The organism is Psychrobacter sp. N25K4-3-2 (genome assembly GCF_015351755.1).
GTDB lineage: Bacteria > Pseudomonadota > Gammaproteobacteria > Pseudomonadales > Moraxellaceae > Psychrobacter > Psychrobacter glaciei.
On record NZ_JADKLX010000001.1, the window covers coordinates 220322 to 245761 of the forward strand.

Annotated in this window: 19 protein-coding genes and 1 other RNA gene; 6 read left to right on the top strand and 14 right to left on the bottom strand. The window is 43.4% G+C overall.

From position 1 onward, the window contains the following. Positions 1-118: 118 nt before the first annotated feature. From IOD06_RS00850 to ffs, 11 genes are all read right to left on the bottom strand, one after another. Positions 119-1435, bottom strand: a complete 1317-nt coding sequence (locus IOD06_RS00850; protein ID WP_194618595.1) for an iron-containing alcohol dehydrogenase — start codon at positions 1433-1435, stop codon at positions 119-121. Between the two features lie 212 nt (positions 1436-1647). Beyond that, the gene (locus IOD06_RS00855) at positions 1648-3312 is read right to left on the bottom strand and encodes an ABC transporter ATP-binding protein (protein ID WP_194619576.1); all 1665 of its coding nucleotides are present in this window, start codon (positions 3310-3312) and stop codon (positions 1648-1650) included. 7 nt (positions 3313-3319) lie between these two features. Further along, a complete protein-coding gene (locus IOD06_RS00860; protein ID WP_201574438.1) occupies positions 3320-4333 on the bottom strand; it encodes an ABC transporter permease in 1014 nt (337 codons plus the stop codon). 68 nt (positions 4334-4401) lie between these two features. Next, positions 4402-5472: a microcin C ABC transporter permease YejB gene (gene yejB, locus IOD06_RS00865; RefSeq protein WP_194618597.1), complete on the bottom strand. Its 1071-nt coding sequence runs from the start codon at positions 5470-5472 to the stop codon at positions 4402-4404. A 107-nt stretch (positions 5473-5579) separates the two neighbouring features. Continuing rightward, positions 5580-6359, bottom strand: a complete 780-nt coding sequence (gene gloB / locus IOD06_RS00870; RefSeq protein ID WP_189581821.1) for a hydroxyacylglutathione hydrolase — start codon at positions 6357-6359, stop codon at positions 5580-5582. Positions 6360-6447: 88 nt separating this feature from the next. Continuing rightward, positions 6448-8280 carry an extracellular solute-binding protein gene (locus IOD06_RS00875; protein WP_194618599.1) on the bottom strand — a complete coding sequence of 611 codons (1833 nt, stop codon included), beginning with the start codon at positions 8278-8280 and terminating at the stop codon, positions 6448-6450. A gap of 271 nt (positions 8281-8551) precedes the next feature. Further along, positions 8552-9661, bottom strand: coding sequence for a 3-phosphoserine/phosphohydroxythreonine transaminase (gene serC, locus IOD06_RS00880; RefSeq protein WP_194618601.1), 1110 nt, complete (start codon positions 9659-9661; stop codon positions 8552-8554). 160 nt (positions 9662-9821) lie between these two features. Continuing rightward, positions 9822-10700 carry a hypothetical protein gene (locus IOD06_RS00885; RefSeq protein WP_194618602.1) on the bottom strand — a complete coding sequence of 293 codons (879 nt, stop codon included), beginning with the start codon at positions 10698-10700 and terminating at the stop codon, positions 9822-9824. Positions 10701-10832: 132 nt separating this feature from the next. After that, positions 10833-13661 carry a M48 family metalloprotease gene (locus IOD06_RS00890; RefSeq protein ID WP_194618603.1) on the bottom strand — a complete coding sequence of 943 codons (2829 nt, stop codon included), beginning with the start codon at positions 13659-13661 and terminating at the stop codon, positions 10833-10835. Positions 13662-13701: 40 nt separating this feature from the next. Then, positions 13702-14298: a LemA family protein gene (locus tag IOD06_RS00895; RefSeq protein ID WP_194618604.1), complete on the bottom strand. Its 597-nt coding sequence runs from the start codon at positions 14296-14298 to the stop codon at positions 13702-13704. A 218-nt stretch (positions 14299-14516) separates the two neighbouring features. After that, an RNA gene (gene ffs / locus IOD06_RS00900) (signal recognition particle sRNA small type) lies at positions 14517-14613 on the bottom strand. Between the two features lie 294 nt (positions 14614-14907). Between ffs and IOD06_RS00905 the strand changes: the two genes are divergently transcribed. Beyond that, positions 14908-15624: an SIMPL domain-containing protein gene (locus IOD06_RS00905; RefSeq protein WP_189581806.1), complete on the top strand. Its 717-nt coding sequence runs from the start codon at positions 14908-14910 to the stop codon at positions 15622-15624. A gap of 140 nt (positions 15625-15764) precedes the next feature. Here IOD06_RS00905 and IOD06_RS00910 read toward each other — a convergent pair whose 3' ends face one another. Continuing rightward, positions 15765-16529, bottom strand: a complete 765-nt coding sequence (locus tag IOD06_RS00910) for a DUF4124 domain-containing protein (protein WP_194618605.1) — start codon at positions 16527-16529, stop codon at positions 15765-15767. Between the two features lie 203 nt (positions 16530-16732). After that, positions 16733-18142: a type I glutamate--ammonia ligase gene (glnA, locus tag IOD06_RS00915; RefSeq protein WP_010201934.1), complete on the bottom strand. Its 1410-nt coding sequence runs from the start codon at positions 18140-18142 to the stop codon at positions 16733-16735. A gap of 778 nt (positions 18143-18920) precedes the next feature. Between glnA and IOD06_RS00920 the strand changes: the two genes are divergently transcribed. The 5 genes from IOD06_RS00920 to IOD06_RS00940 all read left to right on the top strand — a co-directional run bounded on the left by IOD06_RS00920 (position 18921) and on the right by IOD06_RS00940 (position 23456). After that, the gene (locus IOD06_RS00920; RefSeq protein WP_194618606.1) at positions 18921-19544 is read left to right on the top strand and encodes an aminodeoxychorismate/anthranilate synthase component II; all 624 of its coding nucleotides are present in this window, start codon (positions 18921-18923) and stop codon (positions 19542-19544) included. 83 nt (positions 19545-19627) lie between these two features. Beyond that, positions 19628-20749 (top strand): anthranilate phosphoribosyltransferase, encoded by a 1122-nt coding sequence (gene trpD, locus IOD06_RS00925; protein WP_189581797.1) that lies wholly within the window; start codon positions 19628-19630, stop codon positions 20747-20749. A gap of 78 nt (positions 20750-20827) precedes the next feature. Further along, complete coding sequence (trpC, locus tag IOD06_RS00930; protein WP_194618607.1) at positions 20828-21703, top strand: indole-3-glycerol phosphate synthase TrpC; 876 nt, start codon at positions 20828-20830, stop codon at positions 21701-21703. 108 nt (positions 21704-21811) lie between these two features. Continuing rightward, on the top strand, positions 21812-22543 hold the full coding sequence (locus IOD06_RS00935; RefSeq protein WP_010201940.1) for a Smr/MutS family protein: 732 nt from the start codon (positions 21812-21814) through the stop codon (positions 22541-22543). Positions 22544-22823: 280 nt separating this feature from the next. After that, positions 22824-23456, top strand: a complete 633-nt coding sequence (locus tag IOD06_RS00940) for a DNA-3-methyladenine glycosylase (protein WP_194618608.1) — start codon at positions 22824-22826, stop codon at positions 23454-23456. Positions 23457-23481: 25 nt separating this feature from the next. On the opposite strand, the gene IOD06_RS00945 is transcribed toward IOD06_RS00940, so the two are convergent. Next, positions 23482-25425 (bottom strand): mechanosensitive ion channel family protein, encoded by a 1944-nt coding sequence (locus tag IOD06_RS00945; protein WP_227669827.1) that lies wholly within the window; start codon positions 25423-25425, stop codon positions 23482-23484. Positions 25426-25440 lie beyond the last annotated feature (15 nt).

The following is a 25440-nucleotide window of genomic DNA, read 5'->3' on the forward strand; positions in this document are numbered from 1 at the left end:
ATATTGTTATATATATATGTACAGCACGTCCAATTATTTTTCAAAAAAAAGTCTACTACCTTATGGTAATAGACTTTTTTAATTTATCAGTCGATGATTATAAGCAGACTACAATAGTCTATGCTGCTTTATCGCTACTTTTATTTTCACCAGAACGACCTTCACTGGCTTGCATAATCTTGGTCAAGATTTCCTTGATACCAGACGCTGGCATATAAGTCGGAACTGCATAAGTATCGCTGACTTCTTTTGCAGCGGCTTTAGCAATACTGTCAAAATCACTGGTTTTCATGCCTTTAACCGTTGGATCAATGTTTAAACTTTTGATCAACTCTCGTACTTGGGCGATTAAGTTATCTGCTATCGCACCGTTGCCACTGCTGGCTTGACCATGTTTGACCATGCCTGTCTTCTTTGCCAATTCTGCCAGTCGTTTTTCACTCGCTTTACGATTTAGGTCAAGCACATAAGGCAAAACGATGGCATTCGCGCGACCATGAGGAATACTATAATATGCCCCTAATTGGTGAGCAATAGCATGAACATAACCTAGGCCTGCTTTGTTAAAGGCAATACCACCGTAGTGAGCTGCGATACCCATCTCTTCTCGTGCTTTTAGATCGCCGCCATCTTTATAGGCCATTGGTAGATAGTGCATGACTGATTTGACAGCTGAGGCCGCATAGTAATCAGTTTCTACACTTGCGTTTACGCTCATCCATGCTTCGAGCGCGTGTGTCAACACATCGATACCAGTATCCGCTGTGATGTGCGCGGGCATACCTTTCATAATAACCGGGTCTATAGCTGCAGCTAATGGCACCATTCTTGGGTCGATAGACAAGGCTTTCTGATGGGTTTTATCGTCTGATACCACTGCACCAAGCGTTGCCTCTGAGCCTGTACCTGCGGTAGTAGGAATGCAATACAATGGCATAGAAGGTTTTCTTGCTTTGAGAATACCGATAAGTTGTCTAGGTTTACAGTTATTACCTTGCGACATTGCAATCATCTTAGCCGCGTCAATGACTGAACCGCCACCGATGGCCAGTATCGAGTCACACTTAGCGTCAACTGATTTGTGTAGTCCTTCTTCAACGACCTTAAAAGTAGGGTCTGGCGTGATACCATCATAGAGCTGGTAGCTGATGCTTTTACTATCTAAATAATCGGTGACTTTGGCAGGTATACCAAGCTTATTTAACACTGCATCAGTGACGATAAATACATTGGTACTGCCTTCGTTAATGAGCATATCACATATCTCATCACAGGCAGTCTCACCGACGAATAGCATTGGTCTTCTTATCGGTATCACATAAGAAAAGGCTTTTAGCACTTTGGCGCGCGTTTTGGCAACCGCCAAGTAACCAGCGTGCTGTAATGGATTGTTATTTACTAATTTAGAAAGACTGCTTTGCTTTTTACTGGGCATAAAAAATCCTTTTTTAATAATGCTCTAATGGCAATGATGACCATTTTGATCCGCTAACGATAAGCGATGCCAAAATAGGTAAATATATGGGTCACGAAAATATATCGATAGAGCAAACGAGTGTCTAAACTTATTGTACCATTGCATTTTTTAGGATGTCGCTATTATTATGAACTGGTATGTTCTGATTTTTGAGCCGTTTTTAGTTCCTGTTAAGTGGTACTCGCTTTTAATAACTGCTGAGCATATGGATGCTGTGGGTTATTAAATATACTTTCGGTGTGACCATACTCCACGCATATGCCTTCTTTTAATACCATAATGTGCTGACACAGTGCGCGTACTACTTTTAAATCATGACTGATAAAAACATAGCTGATTTGCAGCTTTTCTTGGATTTCACGTAGCAAGCTGACCACTGTTACCTGCGTGGTACTGTCCAGCGCCGAGGTAGGCTCATCTAATATGAGCAGGCTCGGCTTCATAATCAATGCGCGCGCCAATGCCACGCGTTGACGTTGTCCACCTGACAGCTCATGCGGATAACGCTGCACAAAATCTGCTGGCAAATGCACAGTAGCCAGACTCTCCATGACTGCCTGCTGGCGCGCGACCTTGTCCACGCCTTGTACCAATAGCCCTTCTTCAATAATCTGCATAACTGTCATGCGCGGATTGATACTGGCAAATGGGTCTTGAAACACCATCTGAATCTGTGAGCGGAACTTACGCAGCTCGCTCTTGGACAATGCTGAGAGGTCTTGCCCATTGATGACTATCTGCCCATTCACACGTGCTTGGTTGCTCAGTAATTGACTGAGTGCGAGTGCGATGGTGGTTTTGCCAGAGCCAGACTCACCGACGATGCCCAGCGCCTGTCCTTTTTGTAACGTCATATCGACATCTTTGACCGCATCGAACCAGCGTTTTGTACCACCGAATAGGCTTTTTTCAATCGGGAACTGTACTTTTAGATTCTTCACTTCTAGTACGCTTGATTGCTTATCTGCATTATCATCGACTAAAGTTAAGGCTTGACCAAAGTCTTGCTGAATAAGCGTACGGGTATAGTCGGCTTTAGGCTGACTAAATACCGCTGATGTTTGCCCCTGTTCAATCGTTTGGCCTTGGCGCATGACGACGACTTCATCACTGTAACGCCTGACTAAATTAAGATCATGACTGATTAATATCATTGCCATATCATGCTGGCGCTTAAGATCATCTAATAGTGCTAAAATCTCGTGCTGCAAAGTGACATCAAGCGCTGTAGTCGGCTCATCGGCAATTAAGATATCAGGCTGCTGAGCTAATGCCATGGCAATCATCACTCGCTGACGCTGACCACCTGATAGCTCATGTGGATAACGATTCAACTTGTCAGCAGGATCCGTAATATTGACATCATCTAGCAAAGCGATGCTGGTTGCTCGCCATTGCTTTTTTGGCACGCTGCTTAGACGCAGTGATTCGGCGATTTGTTTGGCGACCGTATGTAATGGATTCAATGCGGTCATCGGTTCTTGAAACACCATGCCAATACGCTGCCCACGAATAGGTCGTAGTGCAGCATTACGCCCTTTGTCATTGGCTATCGGTAATGTAGACATGCCTGCTGTGCCTGCCAGCTGAACCGCACCCGTGATAGTTAAACTATCTGGTAGTAGACCTAATAGCGCAAGACTGGCAATCGATTTGCCAGAGCCAGACTCACCAACGATGGCCAAGGTTTGCCCTTGCCGCAGCTCATAAGACAGCTCGTTGACCAGTTGGACGCCTGTAGCCGTCCTGATACTTAGCTTATCTACTGTCAACATGAGCTTATCTGGTACACGGTCGAGCTTTTCATTCGACGTGCTATTTTTTTTATTAATCATGGTCATATTAAGAGCGCCTCGGATCAAACGCATCACGCAGCGCTTCGCCTACAAAGATGAGCAATGACAAGATAAAAGTCAAACTAAAGAAGCCTGACAAAGCCAGCCAAGGCGCATCGAGGTTATTTTTCCCTTGCACCATCAGCTCACCTAAAGACGGCGAGCCGGGCGGTAATCCATATCCCAAAAAGTCCAGCGCGGTCAGAGCAATAATATTGGCCGTCAAGATAAACGGTAGTTGCGACAAGCTTGACGCTAAGGCATTGGGCAAGATATGTCTTAGCATAATCTGACTGTCCGACACCCCCAAATTGCGCGCGGCTCGCACATAGTCAAAGTTGCGGGCGCGCAAGAACTCTGCCCGCACCAAACCAACCAGACCCATCCAGCCAAATAACAGCATTAACCCAAATAACATCGTAATACTGGGGCTGAATAAGCTAACTAAAATAATAATCATAAATAGTTGAGGCATACCGCCCCACACTTCCATGAAGCGCTGCCCTGCTAGATCCACCCAACCACCATAATAGCCTTGTATTGCACCGACGATAATACCAATTAATGCGCCCGCGAGCGTCAGTGCCAGACCAAACAATAACGATACCCGCATACCATAAAGTATCCGCGCCAGCACATCACGCCCCATGTCATCAGTGCCAAGCCAATTCTGAGCGTTTGGTGCTGCTGGATAAGGCAGACCCAACTCAACATTCGGCGTCTGATCGGCAAACGGAATAAGCGGCATCACATAAAACCCTTGCTCATCAATCAGCGTTTGCACTGCAGGATCTTTATAATTGGTTTCGGTCTCGAACACACCGCCAAACGTCGTTTCAGGATAGGCTTTTAATACAGGAAAGTAATAGTCGCCTTGATATTGCACCAGCAGCGGCTTGTCATTAGCGATGACATTAGCCGCCATACAAATGACAAATATCACCGCAAAAACAAACAGCGATATCACCCCAAGCCTATTTTGGCGAAAGCGGTTTAGGCGTGCCTGCCAGATAGGGTTCAGCCGACGTTTTTTTGGCATAGAGACAGGAGATGCAGATGAAGGCGTTGAAGGTAATGGATGACTTGACATTAGCGCCCCTCAAAATCAATACGAGGATCGATTAAGTGATAACTCAAATCACTGATTAACTGTAATAGCAGTCCGACCAAAGTAAAAATAAACAGTGTGCCGAATATCACTGGATAGTCACGCTGCTGAATGGCTTCGAAACCTAACAACCCCAAACCATCAAGCTTAAAGATAATCTCAATCAAAAAGTTACCTGCAAAGAAAATCCCAACGATAGCAGCTGGAATACCTGCGATGATAATTAACATGGCATTGCGAAACACATGCCCATACAACACTTGCCGCTCTCCTAAACCTTTGGCACGTGCAGTAAGTACGTATTGCTTGCCCAACTCTTCTAAAAAACTGAATTTGGTTAGATAGGTCAAGCCCGCAAAACCGCCCACGGTACTTGCCAACAGCGGCAAAGCCAAGTGCCAAAAGTAATCTTTCACTTTACCAAGTGTGCTTAATTGGTCAAAATTCTCGGAAGTTAATCCTTGCAGCGGAAAAATATTCCAGTAACTGCCACCAGCAAAGAACACCAGCAGTATGACGGCAAATACAAACACGGGTATCGCATGTCCGATAGCAAGCAGCATAGCAGTGAATTTATCAATCCCTGAGCCATGATGCATGGCTTTATAAACACCCAATGGAATGGCTATCATATAAATCAGCAGCGTGCTCCAAAGCCCAAGCGAGATTGAGACTGGTAGCTTTTCTATGATGAGATCAGTCACCGATTGGCCTTTAAAAAACGACTCACCAAAATCCAGTTGGGCGTAGTTTTTTAGCATAAGCCAAAATCGCTCGGGGGCAGATTTATCAAAGCCATATTGGGCATTGATCGCAGCAACCATCTCCTCAGAGAGACCTCGCGTCCCTTGATAAGTGCTGTCATTACCACCTGCACTGCCCGCGCCAATATTACCACCGAGCGCATTGTCTTTTGCACCTTGCTCGATGAGCGCCATTTGCTGCTCGACAGGACCTCCAGGCGCTGCTTGCACAATCACAAAATTCGCCAGCAATATCAAAAATAGCGTCGGTAATATCAACAGTAATCTTTTTAAGATATAACGACCCATAATGGCAGCTTCCTAAAATAAACAAATATCGGAACAGAAAAATGAGCAGCTAACACTTATTTAAAAAGCAATGATCTAAAAAACAGCTATCAAAGATGCATGAGGCTTTAAAAGTTGTTTTTCAGCTCACGTAGCGCCGCGAATACCGTCAAAGACTTGTCATCATCGATCGTCACTTTAGATTTAACTCCTGCTATCACGCTCGGTTCTTGTGTGCGTAAAAATACATTTATTGCACGCTCATGCTCTAGGGTCACTGGTAATGTCGGCACACCTTGTGCGGTTTGCGCCTCTGCTTGTGCTAAGGCTTGCTGCATCGCTTCGTTGTCAGGCTCAATAGATAGCCCAAAACGTAGATTGCTGGCTGTGTACTCGTGTGCAGGATATAGCAATGTCTCGGCAGGCAGTTCATTTAAACGTTTAAAGCTATCATGCAACTGCTCAATCGTACCAGTAAAAACACGCCCACAACCGCCACTGAATAAAGTATCCCCACAGAAGCAATGTTTTTGTCCATCAATATCCAAGATATAAGCCATATGGCTGGCGGTATGCCCTGATATATCCCAAACTTGTGCAGAGCAGCCCCACGCACTGACTGTACTACCGTCTTTTATCGTTTGATCCTCATCCACTGTATGTTCACTATGTGCGACTAAATGCGTCATCGGGTAGGATTCTTGCAACTCTGCGACGCCCCCAATATGGTCGTGGTGATGATGTGTCGTCCAAATCGAGGTAAGTTCTAACTGGTTGTCTTCTAAATAGGCAACGACAGGTTCAGCTTGACCGGGATCAATGACAATCGCTTGCTTATTATTTTCATTAATTAATGTCCAAATATAGTTGTCGCTAAATGCTTTAATTGGGTGAATACGGATACTCATATTAAATCCTTACAGATGATTGTCTTTATTGCAAATATCTTTTATCAATCTTTTTAAAATAAAATTTTAAGATTAAGCGTCATGTGGTTTATTGTTTTAAGTACTGATTGACGCGTCCTTCTGCTTCTTTATCAACCCACCAGTAGTCAATACCGACGGCATTGGTTGGCAGTTTTTTAGTATGACGATATTGATCCCAATAGGCGACATTGGTGCCAGATTTACCATATAGCGGCACTAAATAATGTCCTGCGCGTAGCAAGCGATCAAGTACCTGAGTATACAACACAATCTCTTCACGATTTTCAGCGCCGCCCAACGCTACTACCACTTCATCGATAGCGGCATTTTTTATACCAACCGTATTATGATTGCCAGGCTCATCGGCAGCAGCGCTGCCCCAAAATGCTGCTTGCTCAGCACCAGGAGACAGACTTTGGGCAAATACATCGACAACCATATCATAATCGAAACGTCGCATACGCTCATAATATTGTGGCCCATCGACTTGGCGCAAAGTTGCATCAAATCCCAGACGTTTTAGATTACGAATATAAGGCAGCAATACACGGCCCATGGTCTCGCCTGTCATCAAAATCTCAATCTGAGCAAGTGATCCATTAGGCTGATATAACTTCATATCGTTATAATAAAACCCAGCATCTAACAAAAGTTGCCGCGCTTTTAGTAACCCTTCACGGTTAAAGCCGTTACCATCACTGGTGAGCAGCTGCCATTCTGCTAATACGGCTTTACGTTGAATCGGCTCAAGCTTAGACAATAAAGGCGTTAATACCTGCATTTCTTGACTAGACGGCGTACCCGTTGCCGCCAGCTCTGAGCCATGAAAAAAGCTCTGCAAGCGCTCATACTGCCCATGAAATAAGGTCTTATTCATCCATTCAAAGTCATAAGCGGCGGTCAGTGCTTGACGAACTCTAATGTCCTGAAAGATTGGGCGGCGCATATTCATGACCAAGGCTTGCATCGGTATTGGGTTCTGACTGGTGATCGTTTCTTTATTAATGAGACCCGCTTTTACTGCTGGAAAATTATAACCCGTTGCCCAATTAGAGGCTTTGTTCTCAGGGCGGAAGCGATATTGACCAGACTTGAACCCTTCAAAAGCAATCTCATCGCTTTGATAATAGACAAACTTAATCATATCAAAGTTATAACGACCACGGTTGACCATCAGATCACGTCCCCAATAATTGGGATCACGTACATAGCTCACCGAACGCCCTGCATCGACGCGACCTAGCTTATAAGGCCCACTACCCATCAATGGCGTTAAGCTTATCTTTTCAAAATCAGCATCGATAGAGGATTTGGCAAAGATAGGAAACTGTCCAACTGTTAGTAAGATTTCTTTGTTTTCAGTAGAAGCGAAGACAAATTTGACTTGCTGATCATCAATGACTTGAATGTCTTTGATATCACTTAGATAACTGCGAATATACATCGGGCCTTTATTTAATATCGCCTCATAAGTCGCTTTGACATCGCGACTGGTCACTGGCGATCCATCCCAAAAACGGGCAGCAGGATTGAGATGATATACAATCCAACTGGTGTCATCAGGATCATAGGTTACCTTGCTTGCCAGCTGCGGATACATCGTAAAAGCTTCATTTAGTGAGCCCGTCATTAAAGTATCATATAGGTAATCGGTACCAATCATCGCCACGCCCGTGGTCATCCATTTATTGGCAGCATTAAAGGTGCCACGCGCATCGAGCGAGAGCGTACCCCCTGCCGGCGCGTTTGGATTGGCATAAGGCATATAAGGCGCGTTGACATATTCAGCAGTGCTGTTATGTGCAAGCGCAGTAATGGTAATTGGTGTCGCCATACTGGCTGGTATCCAACTCGCCATTGCCACTAACAAGACGGTTTTTAGCATGGTATTTTTTATCATAATAAAGTTATAACAAACCCCTCTGCTAAACCAAATGGATGTATAGAGAATTTACCTAATGACTGAAAACTCATCGCAGCTTAAATAAGAAGCAAACAAAAACATAAGCTATCACAACAGCTGAAAATTTTATCATAACAAACTTAGGTTTTTTAACCTAATAGTTTGCAGTGTTAGGTATAGCGCATCATTTGCCCTAAAACAATAATAATTCTCATAAAAAAAGACGCAGCTCATAAAGTTGCGTCTTTTTTCTCAAACCCGTACTGACTTAGGCGTGTTTCTTTTCAAATTCAATCATAAAGTCGACCAGTTTTTGTACCCACTCAAGCGGTACAGCATTGTAGATACTGGCACGCATGCCGCCGACATCACGATGACCTTTTAGATGCAGTAAGCCTGCTTTTTCTGACTCTTCTAAGAATACTTTATCAAGGCTACTGTCTGCTAAAGTAAACGGCACATTCATGATAGAGCGATACTTAGGCGCAACTGGGTTGTTATAAAAACTGCTGTCATCAATCGTTTTGTAGAGCAGGTCTGCTTTTTGCTGATTAATTTTGCCGATAGCAGCAACGCCACCCTGCTCTTCCAACCACTCAAATACCAATCCCGCCAAGTACCAAGAATACGTCGCTGGCGTGTTTGACATAGACTCTTTGTCAGCTTGATGCTCATAGTTCATTAGCAGCGGACACCACTCACTTGCCTGCCCTAATAAATCCTCACGGATAATCACAATAACAAGTCCTGCTGGACCGATATTTTTTTGCGCGCCCGCGTAAATCATTCCAAATTTTGAGACATCAATTGGCTGTGACAAAATGCAAGAAGACATATCAACAATAATTGGTGCAGCAACGGTTGGCGGCTCAAATATCTGCAAGCCATGAATCGTTTCATTGGCGCAGTAATGGAAGTAAGCTGCATCTTCACTCAGATTCCAATCGCTTTGATCAGGTACATCAGTAAAGTTGCTTTCTTTGCCTGTTGCAACCACATTAGTCTCGCCAAGACCTAGTTTGGCATAGCGCGCCGCTTCTTTGACTGCTTTACCTGACCAAGCACCTGTCGTTAGATAATCTGCGCGCCCACCGTTTAATAGGTTTAGTGGAATCGCTGAAAACTGTAAGCTAGCGCCGCCTTGTAAAAATAGCACCTTATAATTATCTGGAATGTCCATCAACGAACGCAATTTAGACTCAGCTTTTTCAGTAATCGCCAGATACTCTTTACTGCGATGGCTTACTTCCATGACCGACAGTCCACGTCCTTGCCAATCGAGCAACTCTTCTTGAGCGCGTGATAATACGGCAGTTGGTATCGTAGCAGGTCCCGCTGAAAAATTAGGTACACGGTTAGGAGCAGCTTGGGTAGTCATAATCATTATCCTAAATATGATGAAATCATCGTTGTTTGTTGGAGCGTAAAAGTTGCCTATCAAAATTATTTTAAAAGTGACTTTAGTTGTCTTTATTTGCTAATGTTTTTATTTATACAAATAACTTGCCAAAATACCAATGGGCAATTGGGCAGATAGCTTAACCAGACAATCTCTCCCAAAGCTGCCGCTTTAAGCTGCTATCAGCGAGCAGTTCCTCTAACGTGGGCACAGTCGTAAAGTGAGGATGCTCAAGCCCTTCAGGCAATGCGGTTAATGCTGCTACTTTTATCTCCTCGCTACGACCAATCTTAAAGACATATCCAGCAAGACTGGCATTGGCAAGCTCAGCAGTATCCATACCTTCACAGATAGGAAAGGACGTTGTCTCACAAGTGATTGATAGCGATTGAGTGATATTTTTCCATAGCTTTTGACTGTCATTATTAAGTGCTTGGATATCAACCAAAATCACCCAATCGCCATAGCGACCACCTTGCAAATCAAATGGGGTGACTTTTTTAAAGCTATCATCACTATTTATATGAGCAAGAGGACTCTGTCCGATAGCGGCAGTAGTTTGCTGAGTTATCTCGTTTACGAGAGACTTAACAGGTACGTCACCTACAGCTTTGACACTAGTATCAAAACTATAGGTGACGGGGCTTTGTGCGTCAGGTTGTGCTAATCCTATATCACCAGCATCATGATAATAGTGACTAATAGGCTCATCATTGACGACCGCTGATGCAGAATCAGCAAACGATATATTCGACATATCAACGTTCGCAGCAGCATTACCTTGCTGTTCTATACTTGGTTTTTCGATGTTTATATCAGACGACACAGCCTGAGTGCTAGTATTATCTTGAGTGCTAGTATCATCTGTAGGATCAGGAATAATAGGCGCAGAGATATCTGCCATATTTATGGTGGCTGAGCTTGGCTGTACCCATTGATTGATACCCATCATTGCTAAAATTTGACGCTGCTGCATACGATGTTGCAATACAATTAGCGGGTCTTGGATATCACTCATTCGACTCTACTATCCTACTTATCTTAAATGGGTTTACAGTTTTTTAATGCTGAAAATAACGTTAAAAAAGCGTTTCAAACATCTCGCTCTTTGTCAGCCGAATAGACATAGCGCTTCAATCAATTCAATTTATTAGAAAAGCTGCCGAACGCCTAGCCAATGCTCTGCTAGTAGCATCAAGCAATCGTGCTCATCTTGACTGACTATCGTATCGTGTAACATCACCGTATGCAATGTACTCAGCCATTGCCGATATTCATTATAATCTATTTGACTGCTATCCTGTTGCTTCTCTCGATAATTATCCTCAATCTGAGTATCTGTGATGGACACCCTAGAGGTGGGTTTATGAAAGCTAGGTACAGCGTCAATGATGGCCAGTAGCTGGACGCTATTCAAACCTTGTGCCGTCAATAATAGCCATTGCAAATTTGCATCACTGACTTCGGTCAAAGTAATATCAACCAAGCGCGCATGTCGTCTCAAATCCACAATATAGTGGGAAACACTGTCATTATTATAACCAAATAGCGAGCTATCTAGCTTCGATATCATTTGACCTTTGACATCTTTCGATAAGCGATAAGCCAACAAAGTAAGCATCGTTGTATCAGAAGCCCTAAGACCATCAAACACCTGACCTGATGGATCAAGTTGAGCAACGATACTGTCCGTGCCAGCCTGCAGTGTTTGCTGCCATGCAATCTGTCTATCTGTACTTTTATCATTTAAAACTTTAGACAATATCGGCAACAGTTTCTGTAAATGCAGCGCCTGCCATAGCGATAAAATCGATGGCACTTGAGACACTGCATTCTCTGAGTGAGTGAATCCTGACTTAGCTGTATCAGCAGAACCATCATCATTGACGATATTATCAGCAAAATTTTGGCTTAAATCAGCCGTCAAGCAGCCCTGAAATAACTCAAATATGCCCTGCTGATAGCGCAACAACATCGTACGGCACTTTTTTTGCTGGACATAATGCTGGTAACTTTGATTGCTATGACTGCTCTCATGCTTCAGACGTAGCTCTGCAATCACGCTTTCTGATAGGTCGTGCTGACTCAAGTTCTTTATGGCAGTCGTGATTAGAACACTGTCCAATCGTCGATCAACACTCGCCACGGTTTCTATCAATTTATGGTCGATGGCATGCGGTAGAATTTGCGATTGGCAATTATTATCGGCTTTGTTAGTAGAAATCTCGTACCAAATGTCAACCAAGTCATAAGTACTTGTCGTTGCTAGAGCTTGACCCTGATGACAAAGCATCACAGCTTCGATCAATGCTTGTGCGCCTAAAGGATGATGACTGTGATCAAGAATGTACTGTGGCAATGAGACTTTTTCAATATCATCAATGCTAATGAGCACTGCCGATGGCAAATCGCTATCAGGTTTTGCCTGCCAAGGTTTTAACAGTTGATGAGTGCCAGTATCTTGCGGCTTTACCTGTAACCGTCCATCAATGACTAGATCTTCTGCTACAACAAAATCTAGCCCTTTTTCTTCTTCTTTCTCTACTCGACTATCCAAGGCTTGAGTAGAGAGTGGTTCTGCGTAGAGCGATTGTTTGTTAGCATTTTCCTTTTTATTAATGCTTAGGCTATTTTCTTTTACTTTCCCCACATCCCCGAGTCGACGCTGCTCATATATTTCTTTTATTTTTTGCTGATTTATCTGTTTATCTTTAGCGACTTGTACCGAAAATTGATGATACGCATCAGCATTAATAGCACCCATACGCTCAGTCAAGCTTGGATGGGTAGCAAACCATGACACATCGCCCAAATCCGCCCCACTACTGGCAAAGAAAAAATGGCTGAGTCCATTGATATCAGCGATGCCAGATAGACGCGAGCCAAGTGAGTCTTGATAGATGGCTTTTAAGGTTTCTACAATCGCCGGCGAACGTGTCAATTGCACGCTAGTGGCATCAGCAAGTAGCTCACGCTGGCGGTTGAAGCTGTGCTTAATCAACTGAGCACTTGCCATACTAGAGAAACTCAAGCCATGTAATAGCAATGTCCAAACACTACGCGGTGCTTGACGATCTATCACAGGTCTATTTTGCACCCATTTCGACTGACGCTTGGCTGAGAGCTGCTTTTGTTGTGGTTGCTGCTGCCAGTAAACGACCCACTCACTATGCGTGGTAAAACTGGCGGTTTGCGCCTCGGTACTGCGTGCAAAATTATCAACTTGTCTCTGTGATAGAGACTGATGGGAAGTGATATCAGTCTCAAAGGAACGATGATTGGAAATTGGATCACTCCAGTCATATAGTATTTGCAAGCCTGCCAATATCACCATCAGCTGTAGATTAAAGGTGGCATCACCATGCAGTATATGACCATATTCATGACCAATGAGACCATACAACGCCTCATCAGACAATTTATCTAGCGCGCCTTGGGTAACGACCAGCACCATATCTTGGCTATGACGACCAGCGACGAAACCATTAATACCCTGCTCATCAGGTAATACATATAAGATCGGTGTACTCAAGCCCGAAGCAATCGCCAACTGTTGGGCAATTTCACAATAACGACGATAGACTGGTGGAAAGTCACGCTCATCACGCACGGCTATATGGCGTGAACTATAGCGAACTTTCTCCTTAGTTTCGTGTTGATGCGCGACCCCGTGGCTGTGCTCCCATGCTTCTTGACTGTTATCGATGAACAGCCTAACCGCTCCTACTCGCTGAGCAATAGCACGGCCACCTGCTCTCAGGCGTCGATACTCTAAGAAACTACCACCAATGAAACTACCTAATATCAAGATAATGACCAGAACCAATATCCAGTGAGATATACCGCCCGTAAATACAGTTAATAGTAGCCCCATGACAGCCAGCCCTACCGCCATATGAGCAAGTACAATCAGCAAAAAAAGCCCATAAAGGAATAGACTGCGCCGCGTACGTATCCGCTGTTCACCGAAAAAATCCATCAGTTTAAGCTGCCTAGAGTTCGCCAAATTTATCTAAACCTCAGCCCATATTGACAATCGGTGCTTGAGCAATCGTTTCTCTATCTTCGAACACTAAAGGACTGAGTGGACGAAAGCCAAAAGTCGTACTGACGAGGTTATTGGGGAATATTTCGCGGTCGTTATTATAAAACATCACGCTATCATTATAATGCTGACGAGCAAAACCAATGCGATTTTCCGTATTGGTTAACTCATCCATTAATTCCTTGATCATACTATCGGCTTTTAGCTCAGGATATGCTTCAACGACAGCAGAAAACTGACTCAACGCTTTAGACAACATACCTTCTGCTTTGGCAAATAGCGCCATATGATCAAGCGATTCTGGCTGATGCTTATTAGAGTCTTGTAGCTCTTGAGCATGATTACGCGCACTGATGACGCGAGTAAGTGTTTCTTGTTCATGGCTCAAATAACGCTTGGCTGTTTCGACCAAATTAGGAATCAAATCATGACGACGTTTAAGCTGTACATCTATCTGTGCAAAACCATTCTTTGCTTGGTTACGTGCGCGTACCAGCTTATTAAATATCGTGATGCCAAATACTACTGCCAACACCACAATAATAATGAATAGCCAAACAAACATCTTCATAATCGAACCCCAGAGTGTCTAGAATGTTAATAAAAGTTAATACATTGTATTTTAACCTATATTAATCAATGAAGCTTTGAAATTAAAGAAATTAAACAGGAAATAGAATGAAATTTTGGACAAAAAAAAGCCCTTTACAATGAAGGGCTTAATACATCGTAAAAGCGTCTTTGATACTTCGTCAAAACTAATATCAAATTTTAGGCAAAAAAAAGCGACTCCAAAAGCACATCCTCGGCACACATCATAACTATTACCGTTGCTACCTTCCGGTCCTGGCGGGATTCATAGAACAATGTTGCGAGGCTACCAATGGAGCCACCAGGTGCAAATTATACAAGGATTTTTTAATTTTACAACCCCTATCTTAAAACTGTTTGTTTTAGACGGAAAATGACCCTGTAACTTAAGTCAGTAACTTAGGCAAGTAATTCAGCTCAGCAACTTAGCCCTGTAATTTAAGTCAGTAACTTAGGTCACAAAATTCTCACAGCAACTCACAGAAATTTTGCTATTTTAGTGAATGAAGTTGCACACATATCAATATTTAGAAAACAAGAGGTACAGCTTCTCATATAAAGACCATTAAAATGAACTTAGGAGATAATAATGAAAAATACTTTACTTAATAAAGCAGCATTGGCTTCTGGTACGGTTTGTCTCATGACCGCAATGATGGGTAGTGCCCATGCAGAGCCAACAGGCTATGACCAGCTAACGTTTCAAACAGAAGTAAAAGAAGAGATCCAAAACGATGAAGTAAGAGCAAGCTTGTACAAAAAAGCACAGGCAGCAGATTCTAAAACTCTAGCCACAACGCTCAATACATCCATTAATAATGCTATGAAAATTGCCAAGCGCTATCCTAGCGTCACTGTCAGCACCGGACAGCAACGCACTTATCCACGCTATGACAAAAACGACAAAATCATTGGCTGGACAGGTCAGGCAAATATAGATTTGAAGAGTACAGATTTCTCAGCGACCAGCCAGCTCATTGCTGATTTACAAGAAACATTGGTTATGGACAATCTGAACTTTGGTGTCTCAGATACCAAAAAAGATGCTTTAGAGCAAAAGCTAATGACCGAAGCCTCTCGCGCTTTTCAACAGCAAGCCAAGAGCCTCACCCGTGCTTGGGACGCTCGTGGCTACCGCGTCGTCAATGTTAATTTGAATACAGGTAGCAACTATCCACGTCCAATGTATAGCGCTATGAGCATGAAATCAGGAATGGCAGACGAGGCAGTGCCAAGCCAAAGCTTTGAATCTGGTAATAGTACTGTATCAGTCACTGCCAACGGTACCATTGAGCTGACTAAATAATTAAGCAAAGTTCGTCCAATGTAAGATAATTAAGCAAAAAGAAAGGAGTACTCACTTACCATAGTGGTTACTCCTTTTTTAAATTCTCAACAACAAAATAGCTTAAATAGTTTTATTAATATAATCAGCACCTATACAGCTTATCTAGTAAAAGCATCGTTAGCGATAGATTGACTGCTCTGTACTTTTTGTAGGCTACCGTCCTGTTGGCGCAGTTTTAACATCACTTTTTGATACCACGGTAAATTCTGATAAGCCAAAAGCTGTTTTGCAATCTTCTTATTGTTTTGCAAAGTTGTATTGTTTTGAATCACATAAACCGTGCGCGCGGCTTGTTGCAGCGTTTGACCTTTCACGCTTTGAATGACCGCCGTTATCGTATGAGCGCCTGGCAATGCATCTATCGTAGCAATCGTCGCATTTAGACCTTGAGCGACTTCGTTGCCGTCAAAATAAATACGGACACTATCACCTGCTTGCAGCGCAGGCTTAATTTGTAGTGCTACATTAATACTCTGCGCTGGACGCCGATAAGCACGTTCTTCGCTGGGCTCAGTGATAGCCAGTTGATAGTTGATTGGTGCTTTGACCGTTGCATCGTTGGTAGCAGGTATAGAGGCGGTTTGCGTGGCATTCGTAGCAGTCTGATTATCTCTAGTGCTATTATTTGAGCCACTCGTTCCATTACCTGTCGTCACTGTCGTCTGACTGACTTGTTTACCCACCTGCTGCTCATAGCTTTGCGGGCGATCAGTGAAGGTCACCTGACCTGTTTGCTCGTCGACCACTTTATAAATGGGTGCAGCATTTGCTAAAGGCGCACAGAGACTGGCTATGGCAGTGATCGTCAATAGCCCTACCTTCGCATGGCCTTTCGAAACATTCAGTTTTGATGATGGAATCATAGTCAGTCAACCTAATTAGTGTCTACTATTAATATACTTTTATAATAACCATTATGCGATACTTTCAAGTCGAAATCAGTAGTGATTTTGGAGAAATGTTATTCATTTATCTTGTGCGCTTTATCCGCAGACATAAAAAAACCAGCTAAGAGTTACTTAACTGGTTTTTATTCATTAAAACAATATTGAGTCTACGCTATAAATTAGCAGCTGTAATACATGTCAAACTCAACAGGATGTACAGTCACGTTCAGACGTTGTACTTCTTCTTCTTTCAAAGCGATGAACGCTTCTAGCATATCTTCAGTGAATACATCACCTTTTAACAAGAAGTCATGGTCATCACGCAACGCTTGCAATGCGACGTCTAAGCTTTCTGCAACCGTTGGGATTTGTGCTTCTTCTTCTGGTGGCAAGTCATACAAGTTTTTGTCAGCGGCTTCGCCTGGATGCATCTTGTTCTGGATACCGTCAAGGCCAGCCATTAACAATGCAGCAAACGCTAGATATGGGTTAGCCGTTGGATCAGGGAAACGTGCTTCAACACGTACTGCTTTTGGACTGCTTACGTGTGGAATACGAATAGACGCTGAACGGTTAGACGCTGAATAAGCAAGTTTAATAGGTGCTTCATAATGCGGCACTAGGCGCTTATAGCTGTTGGTTGATGGGTTGGTAATCGCGTTCAATGCACGAGCGTGCTTGATAATACCACCGATGAAGTACAATGCGGTTTCAGACAGACCAGCATACTCATCACCTGAGAATGTGTTTACACCGTCTTTTGAGATAGACATATGTACGTGCATACCTGAGCCATTATCACCAACGATTGGCTTAGGCATAAAGGTAGCTGTTTTGCCAAACTGATGCGCAACGTTATGAACAACGTATTTCAATTGCTGAACTTCATCTGCTTTACGAACCATGGTGTTGAATGCCACACCAATCTCAGACTGGCAAGAAGCAACTTCATGATGATGCACTTCAACTGTGCCTTCGCCAACGATTTCTTCGATGCGTTCACACATGACAGCACGCATATCGTGTGAGCTATCGATTGGTGGTACTGGGAAATAGCCGCCTTTAACACGCGGACGATGCGCCATGTTGCCCCACTCGTAAGTCTCGCCAGTCGACCATGCTGCTTCTTCAGCAGTGATTTTATGACTAACGCCAGACATATCGATTGACCATTTAACGTCATCGAATACAAAGAATTCAGGCTCAGGACCGAAGTAAGCAGTATCACCAATACCAGTAGACTTCAAGTACTCTTCAGCGCGGCGAGCGATAGAACGTGGGTCACGATCATAGCCTTGTAGCGTTGATGGCTCGATGATGTCACAAGTGACCACAACAGTGACCGCATCAAAGAACGGGTCTAGAAAAGCCGTTTCTGGATCAGGACGCAAGATCATATCTGACGCTTCAATACCTTTCCAGCCAGCGATAGATGAGCCATCGAACATTTTGCCGTCTTCCATCACATCTTCGTCAACGCTATGCGCTGGGAAGCTGATGTGCTGCTCTTTACCGCGTGTATCGGTGAAGCGAAAGTCAACCCATTTAGCATTAGAGGATTGGATAAGATCTAATAGTTTATTCGACATGAATAGTCTCCGTTGTGTTGATCACGTTATTGCGATTTAAAATTATGAGTGCAGTATTCTTGTTCAAGAATGTTAGATGTGCTTTTGAGACTTAAATAATGCATACGATATTCTGCTTATTATCAGCACTATTCAGCGTATTAGTCAAGATACTCATCTAAAGCGTTTTTTCAATCAGACCAACAGTCATCTCAATGGTCTAAAAATACGCCAAGTCAATTCTAACGTTATTCTAGCAATATATAACTCATAATGCTGAACTCTTCAGGCACTTGTTAATAATTATTTTTAGACCTGTCTTTTTGTGGTCACAAATAATCATAACAGTATAAATGCAAGGGCTATGCCAACTCTCTAAGAAGCGAATGGTGTTGATAGCTGAAGCAACACCATTACTGATAGTAAATACAATGACTTATCATAAAAAAATATACATATATGAAGTCTGTTATTCAGATGATTATCTTTTAATACTTCTTATGTAGAGCAATGAGCCGCACTACCATTGCACCAAATTAGTGTGATTATTAATATAATAGTAATAAACTGCTTTCTTTTGGTGCGATTTAATATCTAGAGTTATTTAGTAATCCCATCATTATGCGCCATATTTGATAGAGCACGAAATAATGGTAAGATAACGGCATCCCACAGCAACAGCTGTCACTCTTATAGCGGTATGGCATCATGCATTGACAGTAACCCATAGCAGTGCAGGCAATGGCAGCGCAGACAAATTCAACTATAGAAACACCTAAAAATCAATAAGTTGAAAACAATGATTCTAATGATCGATAATTACGACAGCTTTACGTACAATATTGTACAGTACTTCGGTGAGTTGCAGCAGGACATCACTGTGTGGCGTAACGATCAGATCACCATTGATCAAATTAAGGTCTTAGCTCCCGATGCCATTGTCATTGGTCCAGGACCGTGTGACCCATCCCGCGCTGGTATTTCGTTAGCCGTCATTGAGACTTTTAAAGGTATTATCCCTATACTGGGTATTTGCTTGGGACATCAAGCCATTGGGCAGGCATTTGGCGGACAGGTCGTCAAAGCAGGTGAAGTGATGCATGGACGTTTATCCGCCGTTTACCACAATGGCACAGGCGTATTTTTAGGCTTACCTAATCCCTCACAAGTCACGCGTTATCATTCACTCGTCATTGATAAGATCAGTTTACCCGAGTGTCTTGAGCTGACCGCATGGACACAAAATATTGATGGCAGCATTGAGGAAATCATGGGTATCCGTCATAAAAAACTTGCTATAGAAGGCGTACAGTTCCATCCTGAATCTATCTTGAGCGAGGCTGGCTATCAGCTACTTAACAACTTTTTGCACACTCATAATCTGGCTGTACTAGCCTCAGACAAGCTACCGCAAGTTGGTTAGTTTTGACTAAAGTACTTGCTTTGATTACTCTATTCCAAATCCCTTATAGATCCATATAAAAAATAAAATTAAGCGAGACCATAATGAGTACGACGAAAATAGAAGAAACGCACACGCCAGATAGTATTGAGAGACTGTCCGATACAGAAACACATCAACTGCTGACGACCGCTTTAGGTAGAATTTTTCAGCACATTGATTTGACCTTTGATGAGATGTATCAAGTGATGCTGATTATCATGCAAGGCAGATGTAGCGACGCTATGATGGGCGCTATTTTGACTGGTCTACGCATGAAAGGTGAATCCATCGATGAGATTACGGCATCAGCCAGCGCCATGCGTGCATTGGCGGCGAATATCGAACCAAAAAACTGTGAACATCTAGTCGATATCGTTGGCACTGGCGGTGATGGCGCAAATTTATTCAACGTCTCGACGGCATCGGCCTTTGTTGTGGCGGCTGCGGGAGCACAAGTCGCTAAACACGGCAATCGCGGGGTCTCTACTAGATCTGGTAGCTCAGATTTACTTGAGCAGGCAGGTATCAGTCTGTCGCTCACCCCAGAGCAAGCAAAAGACTGTATCGAAAACCAAGGCATCGGCTTTTTGTTTGCGCCCAATCACCATAGCGCCATGCGTTATGCCAATCCTATACGCCGTGAGCTAAAATCGCGTACTATCTTTAATATTTTAGGGCCATTAACCAACCCTGCTGGCACACCCAATTTGGTCATTGGTGTCTTTACCGCTCAACTGTGTGAACCTATCGCCAAAGTCATGAAAAACCTAGGCGCACGTCATGTCATGGTGGTTGGTGCAAAAGATGGCTTAGATGAAATCAGCCTTGCCACCTCTACCACTGTCGCTGAGTTAAAAAACGGTGAGATATCCGTTTATGAGATGATGCCAGAAGATGCTGGCATCGAATCACAGACTCTGATTGGGCTCGATGTAGACTCACCAGAGCAAAGCCTTGAGCTAATACGCGCCGCTTTATCAGGCGCAGAAACCAACGACCGCTCAGTACTCAAAGCCCGCGATATGATTGCTCTAAATGCAGGCGCAGCGATATACACCGCAGGGCTTGCAAGCAACTATCCTAATGGTGTCAGCCGTGCTCAGCAGATCCTCCAAAATGGCGATGCGTTAATCAAGCTTGAGTCTTTAGCCAAATACACACAGCAGCTAGCGGCTCAGGATTAATTTGCAAGCACTAATGTAGTGCATTCATTACTATTACCATTACTGTCTATTTTCATCTAACGATATTCGGATACCAGCATGACCACAACCCATTCAGACATACCTTCAGTGCTACAGCGCATTGTCGCTACTAAAATAGAAGAAGTAAAAAAGGCTCAAGAGGTATTATCTCTTGAAGATTTACAAGCCAAGGTCGCAGCTGATAATAAACCGCGTCGAGGTTTTGCTCAGGCATTGCGAGCTATCAGTACTGAAGAGAACGGTATTGGTATCATTGCTGAAATTAAAAAAGCCTCTCCCTCTAAAGGCATTATCAACCATAACTTTGCCCCAGCGTTATTTGCTCAGCAATACGAGCAAGCTGGTGCAAGTTGTTTGTCAGTACTAACTGATCGCGATTATTTTCAGGGCGATGACAGCTACCTTATTCAAGCAGCTAATACCTCAAGCCTGCCGATACTGCGCAAAGATTTTATGATTGATGAATATCAGATATATCAATCCTATCTAATGGGTGCAGATTGCATATTATTAATCATGGCTTGCCTCGACGATGAGCAAGTGCAAGAGCTCCATGCCTTGAGTATCAAACTGAGCATGGACGTATTGATTGAGGTACATACTAAGGCTGAGCTTGAGCGCGCCTTACAATTGCCACGCTCTGATCATAATATCTATGGTATTAATAATCGTGATTTGAATACTTTTGACGTTGATCTACAAACCACGCTTGACCTAAAAAATATTTTGCTCGAAGCATTGGCTACCGATGCTGATAGCACAGCACAGAAACCCCTTATCGTTACTGAGAGCGGCATTCATAGCAGCGATGACATCCGTTTGATGCTGGAGCAAGGCATTCAGCACTTCTTGATCGGTGAACAATTTATGAAAACCGATCACCCTGGACAAGCGTTACAATCCTTACTTGCGGGCAGCGCAGCAGACGGGTAAAGTAACTCAATAATTCAAGCTTCAATAGACGCTAGATCGCTTGAACAATGCGTGTGCTATACGGATTGTTCAACCCTTTATTCATCCATCAACGATACGTTAACTTTTATGTCAAATTCTCTATTTTCAAAAGAAATGCAAGACCAACTCAAAGAGTTAAAAGGACAGCTGAGCAAAGGCCGTGATACCGATTCACCTGAAGGTGAAGATCAAAAGCCTACAGAACCTGTCTCGTTACTCACCCAAAAGCAAGTCAAAAAGACTGTCAAACAGTTGGACAGTGAGCATATCGACGACGATAAAGTTCTGTTTATGCAAGCGATGCATGGCGTCAATCAGCTCGATGACAAAAACGTCCGCTCCCCTGCCAACGCCGCAAAAGCGCGTAAACCTGATGCCGCCACACTTTCGAAACGTGCTGCCGCGCAAGGTAGTGAGGCTAGTGATTTAGGCGCTGGCTTATCAGATATGCAGGCGCTACTCAATCCTGTGGCTGGCGAAGCTTATTTGTCTTACAAGCAGCCGACCCTACAAAATAAAATTTTTACCCAGCTCAAACAGGGCAAGCTGCGTTGGTATGATGCGGTAGATATCCATGGTTGCACCATTGATGAAGCACGCGCTGCCATGACTCAACTGTTGAGCCAAGCGAAGCAAAATAATGAAACCATGGTAAAAATAGTCCATGGTAAAGGTAGCGAAGCTATTTTAAAAACTTGCGTCAACGGTTGGCTACGTCAATTGCCAGAAGTACTGGCATTTTGCTCTGCACCGCCAAAAGATGGCGGAAACGGTGCGGTATTAGTACTGCTTAAAAAGCCTAAAACCGATGGCGAATAATTTTTATCGTTAGCTCAGTATTAGAAATAAAAGGGACTGCAAATAGCAGTCTTTTTTATGTTTAGCTCATTATCAAAACGACTATTTATAGTCAGTGAAAAGTAATATCGATACATCATGCACTATTGATATCAATTTTGCTTGCTTGCTGTGCCTGCGCAGACAGAGGCTACAAAAAATTGATATCAACAGTGCTGTAGCGTTTCTAGGGTGTTTTGACTATACATCATTTTCAGCGTCCAACTTCAGCGGCATGATACTCACTTAGGATAAGACATTTATGAGCCTACAAACTATTGAAAACACTGAAGCACTAGAAGAGCATATCATTGCTTTGATTGCCATCGAACCAAGATTCGCTCCTGTTTATGAGCAAGTTGGTATGCCCAGTCTTAGGCACAATGCAGGTGGGTTTGAGCAACTAATGAGAGCGATGGTGGGTCAACAGCTATCAGTAGCAGCCGCGGCCAGTATTTGGAAAAAGCTGGTTGCGGCAGGTTTGACAACCCCTCAGGCTATTGCTGGAACGCAGGACGAAACGTTACGAGCACAAGGCTTGTCTAGGCAAAAGATGCGCTATGTTCGATCCTTAGTAGCGAATGATATAGACTTTGCTACCTTAACAACCATGCCAAATGAAGCGGCTATAAAGACCCTCACAGCAGTCACTGGCATTGGACGTTGGACGGCTGAGATGTATTTATTGTTTTCTCTAAAACGCGATGACATACTGGCAGTCGATGATTTAGCGATTAAAGTCGCAGCGATGACAGTATTAGGTCTGGCAGAACGCCCGACACCGAAACAGCTAAAGGGATTGACCGAAAGCTGGTCACCACATCGTAGCGCTGCCAGCCTGCTTCTATGGTCATATTACGGCTTACTACGTGATAAAACTGCCGTACCTTTATAGGTCTCCATACGGAGAAAGCTTATTTTTAAGGCTGGTTCCATATAGAAAAACCAAATTTTCTTTTGGTGTGCTTAAATTTACTTTTTCTTAGCATACGACTTTTGTGTTTCAGTGCTTTGAGTGCACCTTCCCTACTTACTGTTGCCATCGATGATTTCTGGTTATCACCTCTCGCTTTGTCGCTGCTTTTATTAATATCAACACTGCCGTTGTTACTAGAGTGATCATGATTGTCTAAGCTTACATTCGTTTCATCATTATCCGTATTGCTACTGCTGGGTGAGGTATCTTCTTCTACCGATTCAACTGTATTGCTTTCCATATGATGTTCAAGTTCAGCTTGATTGACAATCAACTGCTGTGTTGGCAAAGCATGCTCAACCTTATATTTTGCAACTTGGTTTAATACATCCACGAATACCACGTTTTGCTTGTCATAGAACTCCATGACGTCGTTGGCATTAATATAAGCTTGTAATTGAATCACATAGCAGTCTTGGCGCAGCTCTAAAATATTGGCTTGGTTCCATTCATTATTGGTTAAATAATGCTCATTCAAAAACTCATCCAAATCCTTGACCATTTTAAAGACCACGTCGATATCAGCGGTACGCTTAAGATACAACTGATGAAAGAAGCGGAACATATCGCGTGAGGTAAAGTTCTCAATTTGCATGGACGAGAAGTCGCCATTGGGTACGGTGACGATGGTGCGGGTCAATGTGCGGACGCGTGATGAGCGAATACCAATATCGATAACGGTGCCTTCATAAGTACCGAATTTACAATAATCACCGATACGTACTGGCGAATCTGCCACGACTACAACGCTACCAACAAGGTTCTCAATGGTTTTTTGCGCACCAAGAGCAAAAGCCAGTCCACCCACACCCAATGCAGCAATACCGGTCGTTAAATCAAAACCCAAATTACCAAAGAAGACAATAACCGCAAATATAAGCAGCAATGCTTTGACGACTTTGCGTAGCAGTCCTAAGATTGAGACACGTTCAGTATGGTTTTTCTTATAGCTTAAGTTAACAGCACGAGAGAATATCGCATCGATGACACGCAGTAATAACCACGTTATTGCTAGCCAAGATGCGACCTCGGTAAAGCGATTAACCGGCTCACGCAGCGTCACTGACACGCCTGAGTAAACCATAACTTCCGATAGCATCGACGCCATAATGACAACAGCAAGTGGCAATATTACTTTATCAGGCAGCGGCAATGGTACACCGCGCACACGAGGATAAACAATTCTTAGGAGATGGTACAACAACCACACCATAATATAAGTGAGTACAAAACTGCTCACAATCATGGCTAGCGCTGCGACCAAGTCAGCCAGCTGATAACCAAAAACCTTTTTGCCGTCCAGTGAATCCATCGTATAGCGGGACACCAAGGTCGGTTCAGTATCTTCTATGACTTCTGGTATTGAGCTGAGCGTATCACCAGAGAATTGCCAGTACTGATCATTGTTATTAGACACCACTCTTTCTAATAACAACGGCACGCTTTTTTCACCAATATTAATCGCACCAACGTTTTCTTGGCTGGGTGGCAATTGATCGGTTAAATTACCTTCAAGCGTATTATTGAGCTGCAAGTCAGGTAAAAAACGCCCACCAGCATCGAGTGCTTGCTTAAATTGACGCACCACGGTAGTTGGATTGTCAGACTTTGATAAGTTAAGGTAATTGCTCGCCAATAAGTAATCGTTTTCGCTTAAAGCACTAATGAATCCCTGCACCGTATGTCGCGGCGTATCTCGCCCAAAGGAATCAGGTATCGGCTCACTGCTCGCCTCACTAGTCCCGCCAAGTCCCAACACGCCAGCTTCAGCCGCGAAAGCAGCATTCGGCAGTATCAAGCTACACAATAAAGTCAGCAACAAGGTGGCCACTACCATGACTCTTGATAATGATGCTTTTAAGGGTAAAAGTAAGCCAGTAGGACTCATACGACGCTCAATAGA

Bases quoted from the DNA above. Each gene is read 5' to 3' on its own strand.
- IOD06_RS00850 (WP_194618595.1), bottom strand. From the start codon at position 1,435: ATGCCCAGTAAAAAGCAAAGCAGTCTTTCTAAATTAGTAAATAACAAT.
- IOD06_RS00855 (WP_194619576.1), bottom strand. From the start codon at position 3,312: ATGATTAATAAAAAAAATAGCACGTCGAATGAAAAGCTCGACCGTGTA.
- yejB (WP_194618597.1), bottom strand. From the start codon at position 5,472: ATGGGTCGTTATATCTTAAAAAGATTACTGTTGATATTACCGACGCTA.
- gloB (WP_189581821.1), bottom strand. From the start codon at position 6,359: ATGAGTATCCGTATTCACCCAATTAAAGCATTTAGCGACAACTATATT.
- IOD06_RS00875 (WP_194618599.1), bottom strand. From the start codon at position 8,280: ATGATAAAAAATACCATGCTAAAAACCGTCTTGTTAGTGGCAATGGCG.
- serC (WP_194618601.1), bottom strand. From the start codon at position 9,661: ATGACTACCCAAGCTGCTCCTAACCGTGTACCTAATTTTTCAGCGGGA.
- IOD06_RS00885 (WP_194618602.1), bottom strand. From the start codon at position 10,700: ATGAGTGATATCCAAGACCCGCTAATTGTATTGCAACATCGTATGCAG.
- IOD06_RS00890 (WP_194618603.1), bottom strand. From the start codon at position 13,661: ATGGATTTTTTCGGTGAACAGCGGATACGTACGCGGCGCAGTCTATTC.
- IOD06_RS00895 (WP_194618604.1), bottom strand. From the start codon at position 14,298: ATGAAGATGTTTGTTTGGCTATTCATTATTATTGTGGTGTTGGCAGTA.
- IOD06_RS00905 (WP_189581806.1), top strand. From the start codon at position 14,908: ATGAAAAATACTTTACTTAATAAAGCAGCATTGGCTTCTGGTACGGTT.
- IOD06_RS00910 (WP_194618605.1), bottom strand. From the start codon at position 16,529: ATGATTCCATCATCAAAACTGAATGTTTCGAAAGGCCATGCGAAGGTA.
- glnA (WP_010201934.1), bottom strand. From the start codon at position 18,142: ATGTCGAATAAACTATTAGATCTTATCCAATCCTCTAATGCTAAATGG.
- IOD06_RS00920 (WP_194618606.1), top strand. From the start codon at position 18,921: ATGATTCTAATGATCGATAATTACGACAGCTTTACGTACAATATTGTA.
- trpD (WP_189581797.1), top strand. From the start codon at position 19,628: ATGAGTACGACGAAAATAGAAGAAACGCACACGCCAGATAGTATTGAG.
- trpC (WP_194618607.1), top strand. From the start codon at position 20,828: ATGACCACAACCCATTCAGACATACCTTCAGTGCTACAGCGCATTGTC.
- IOD06_RS00935 (WP_010201940.1), top strand. From the start codon at position 21,812: ATGTCAAATTCTCTATTTTCAAAAGAAATGCAAGACCAACTCAAAGAG.
- IOD06_RS00940 (WP_194618608.1), top strand. From the start codon at position 22,824: ATGAGCCTACAAACTATTGAAAACACTGAAGCACTAGAAGAGCATATC.
- IOD06_RS00945 (WP_227669827.1), bottom strand. From the start codon at position 25,425: ATGAGTCCTACTGGCTTACTTTTACCCTTAAAAGCATCATTATCAAGA.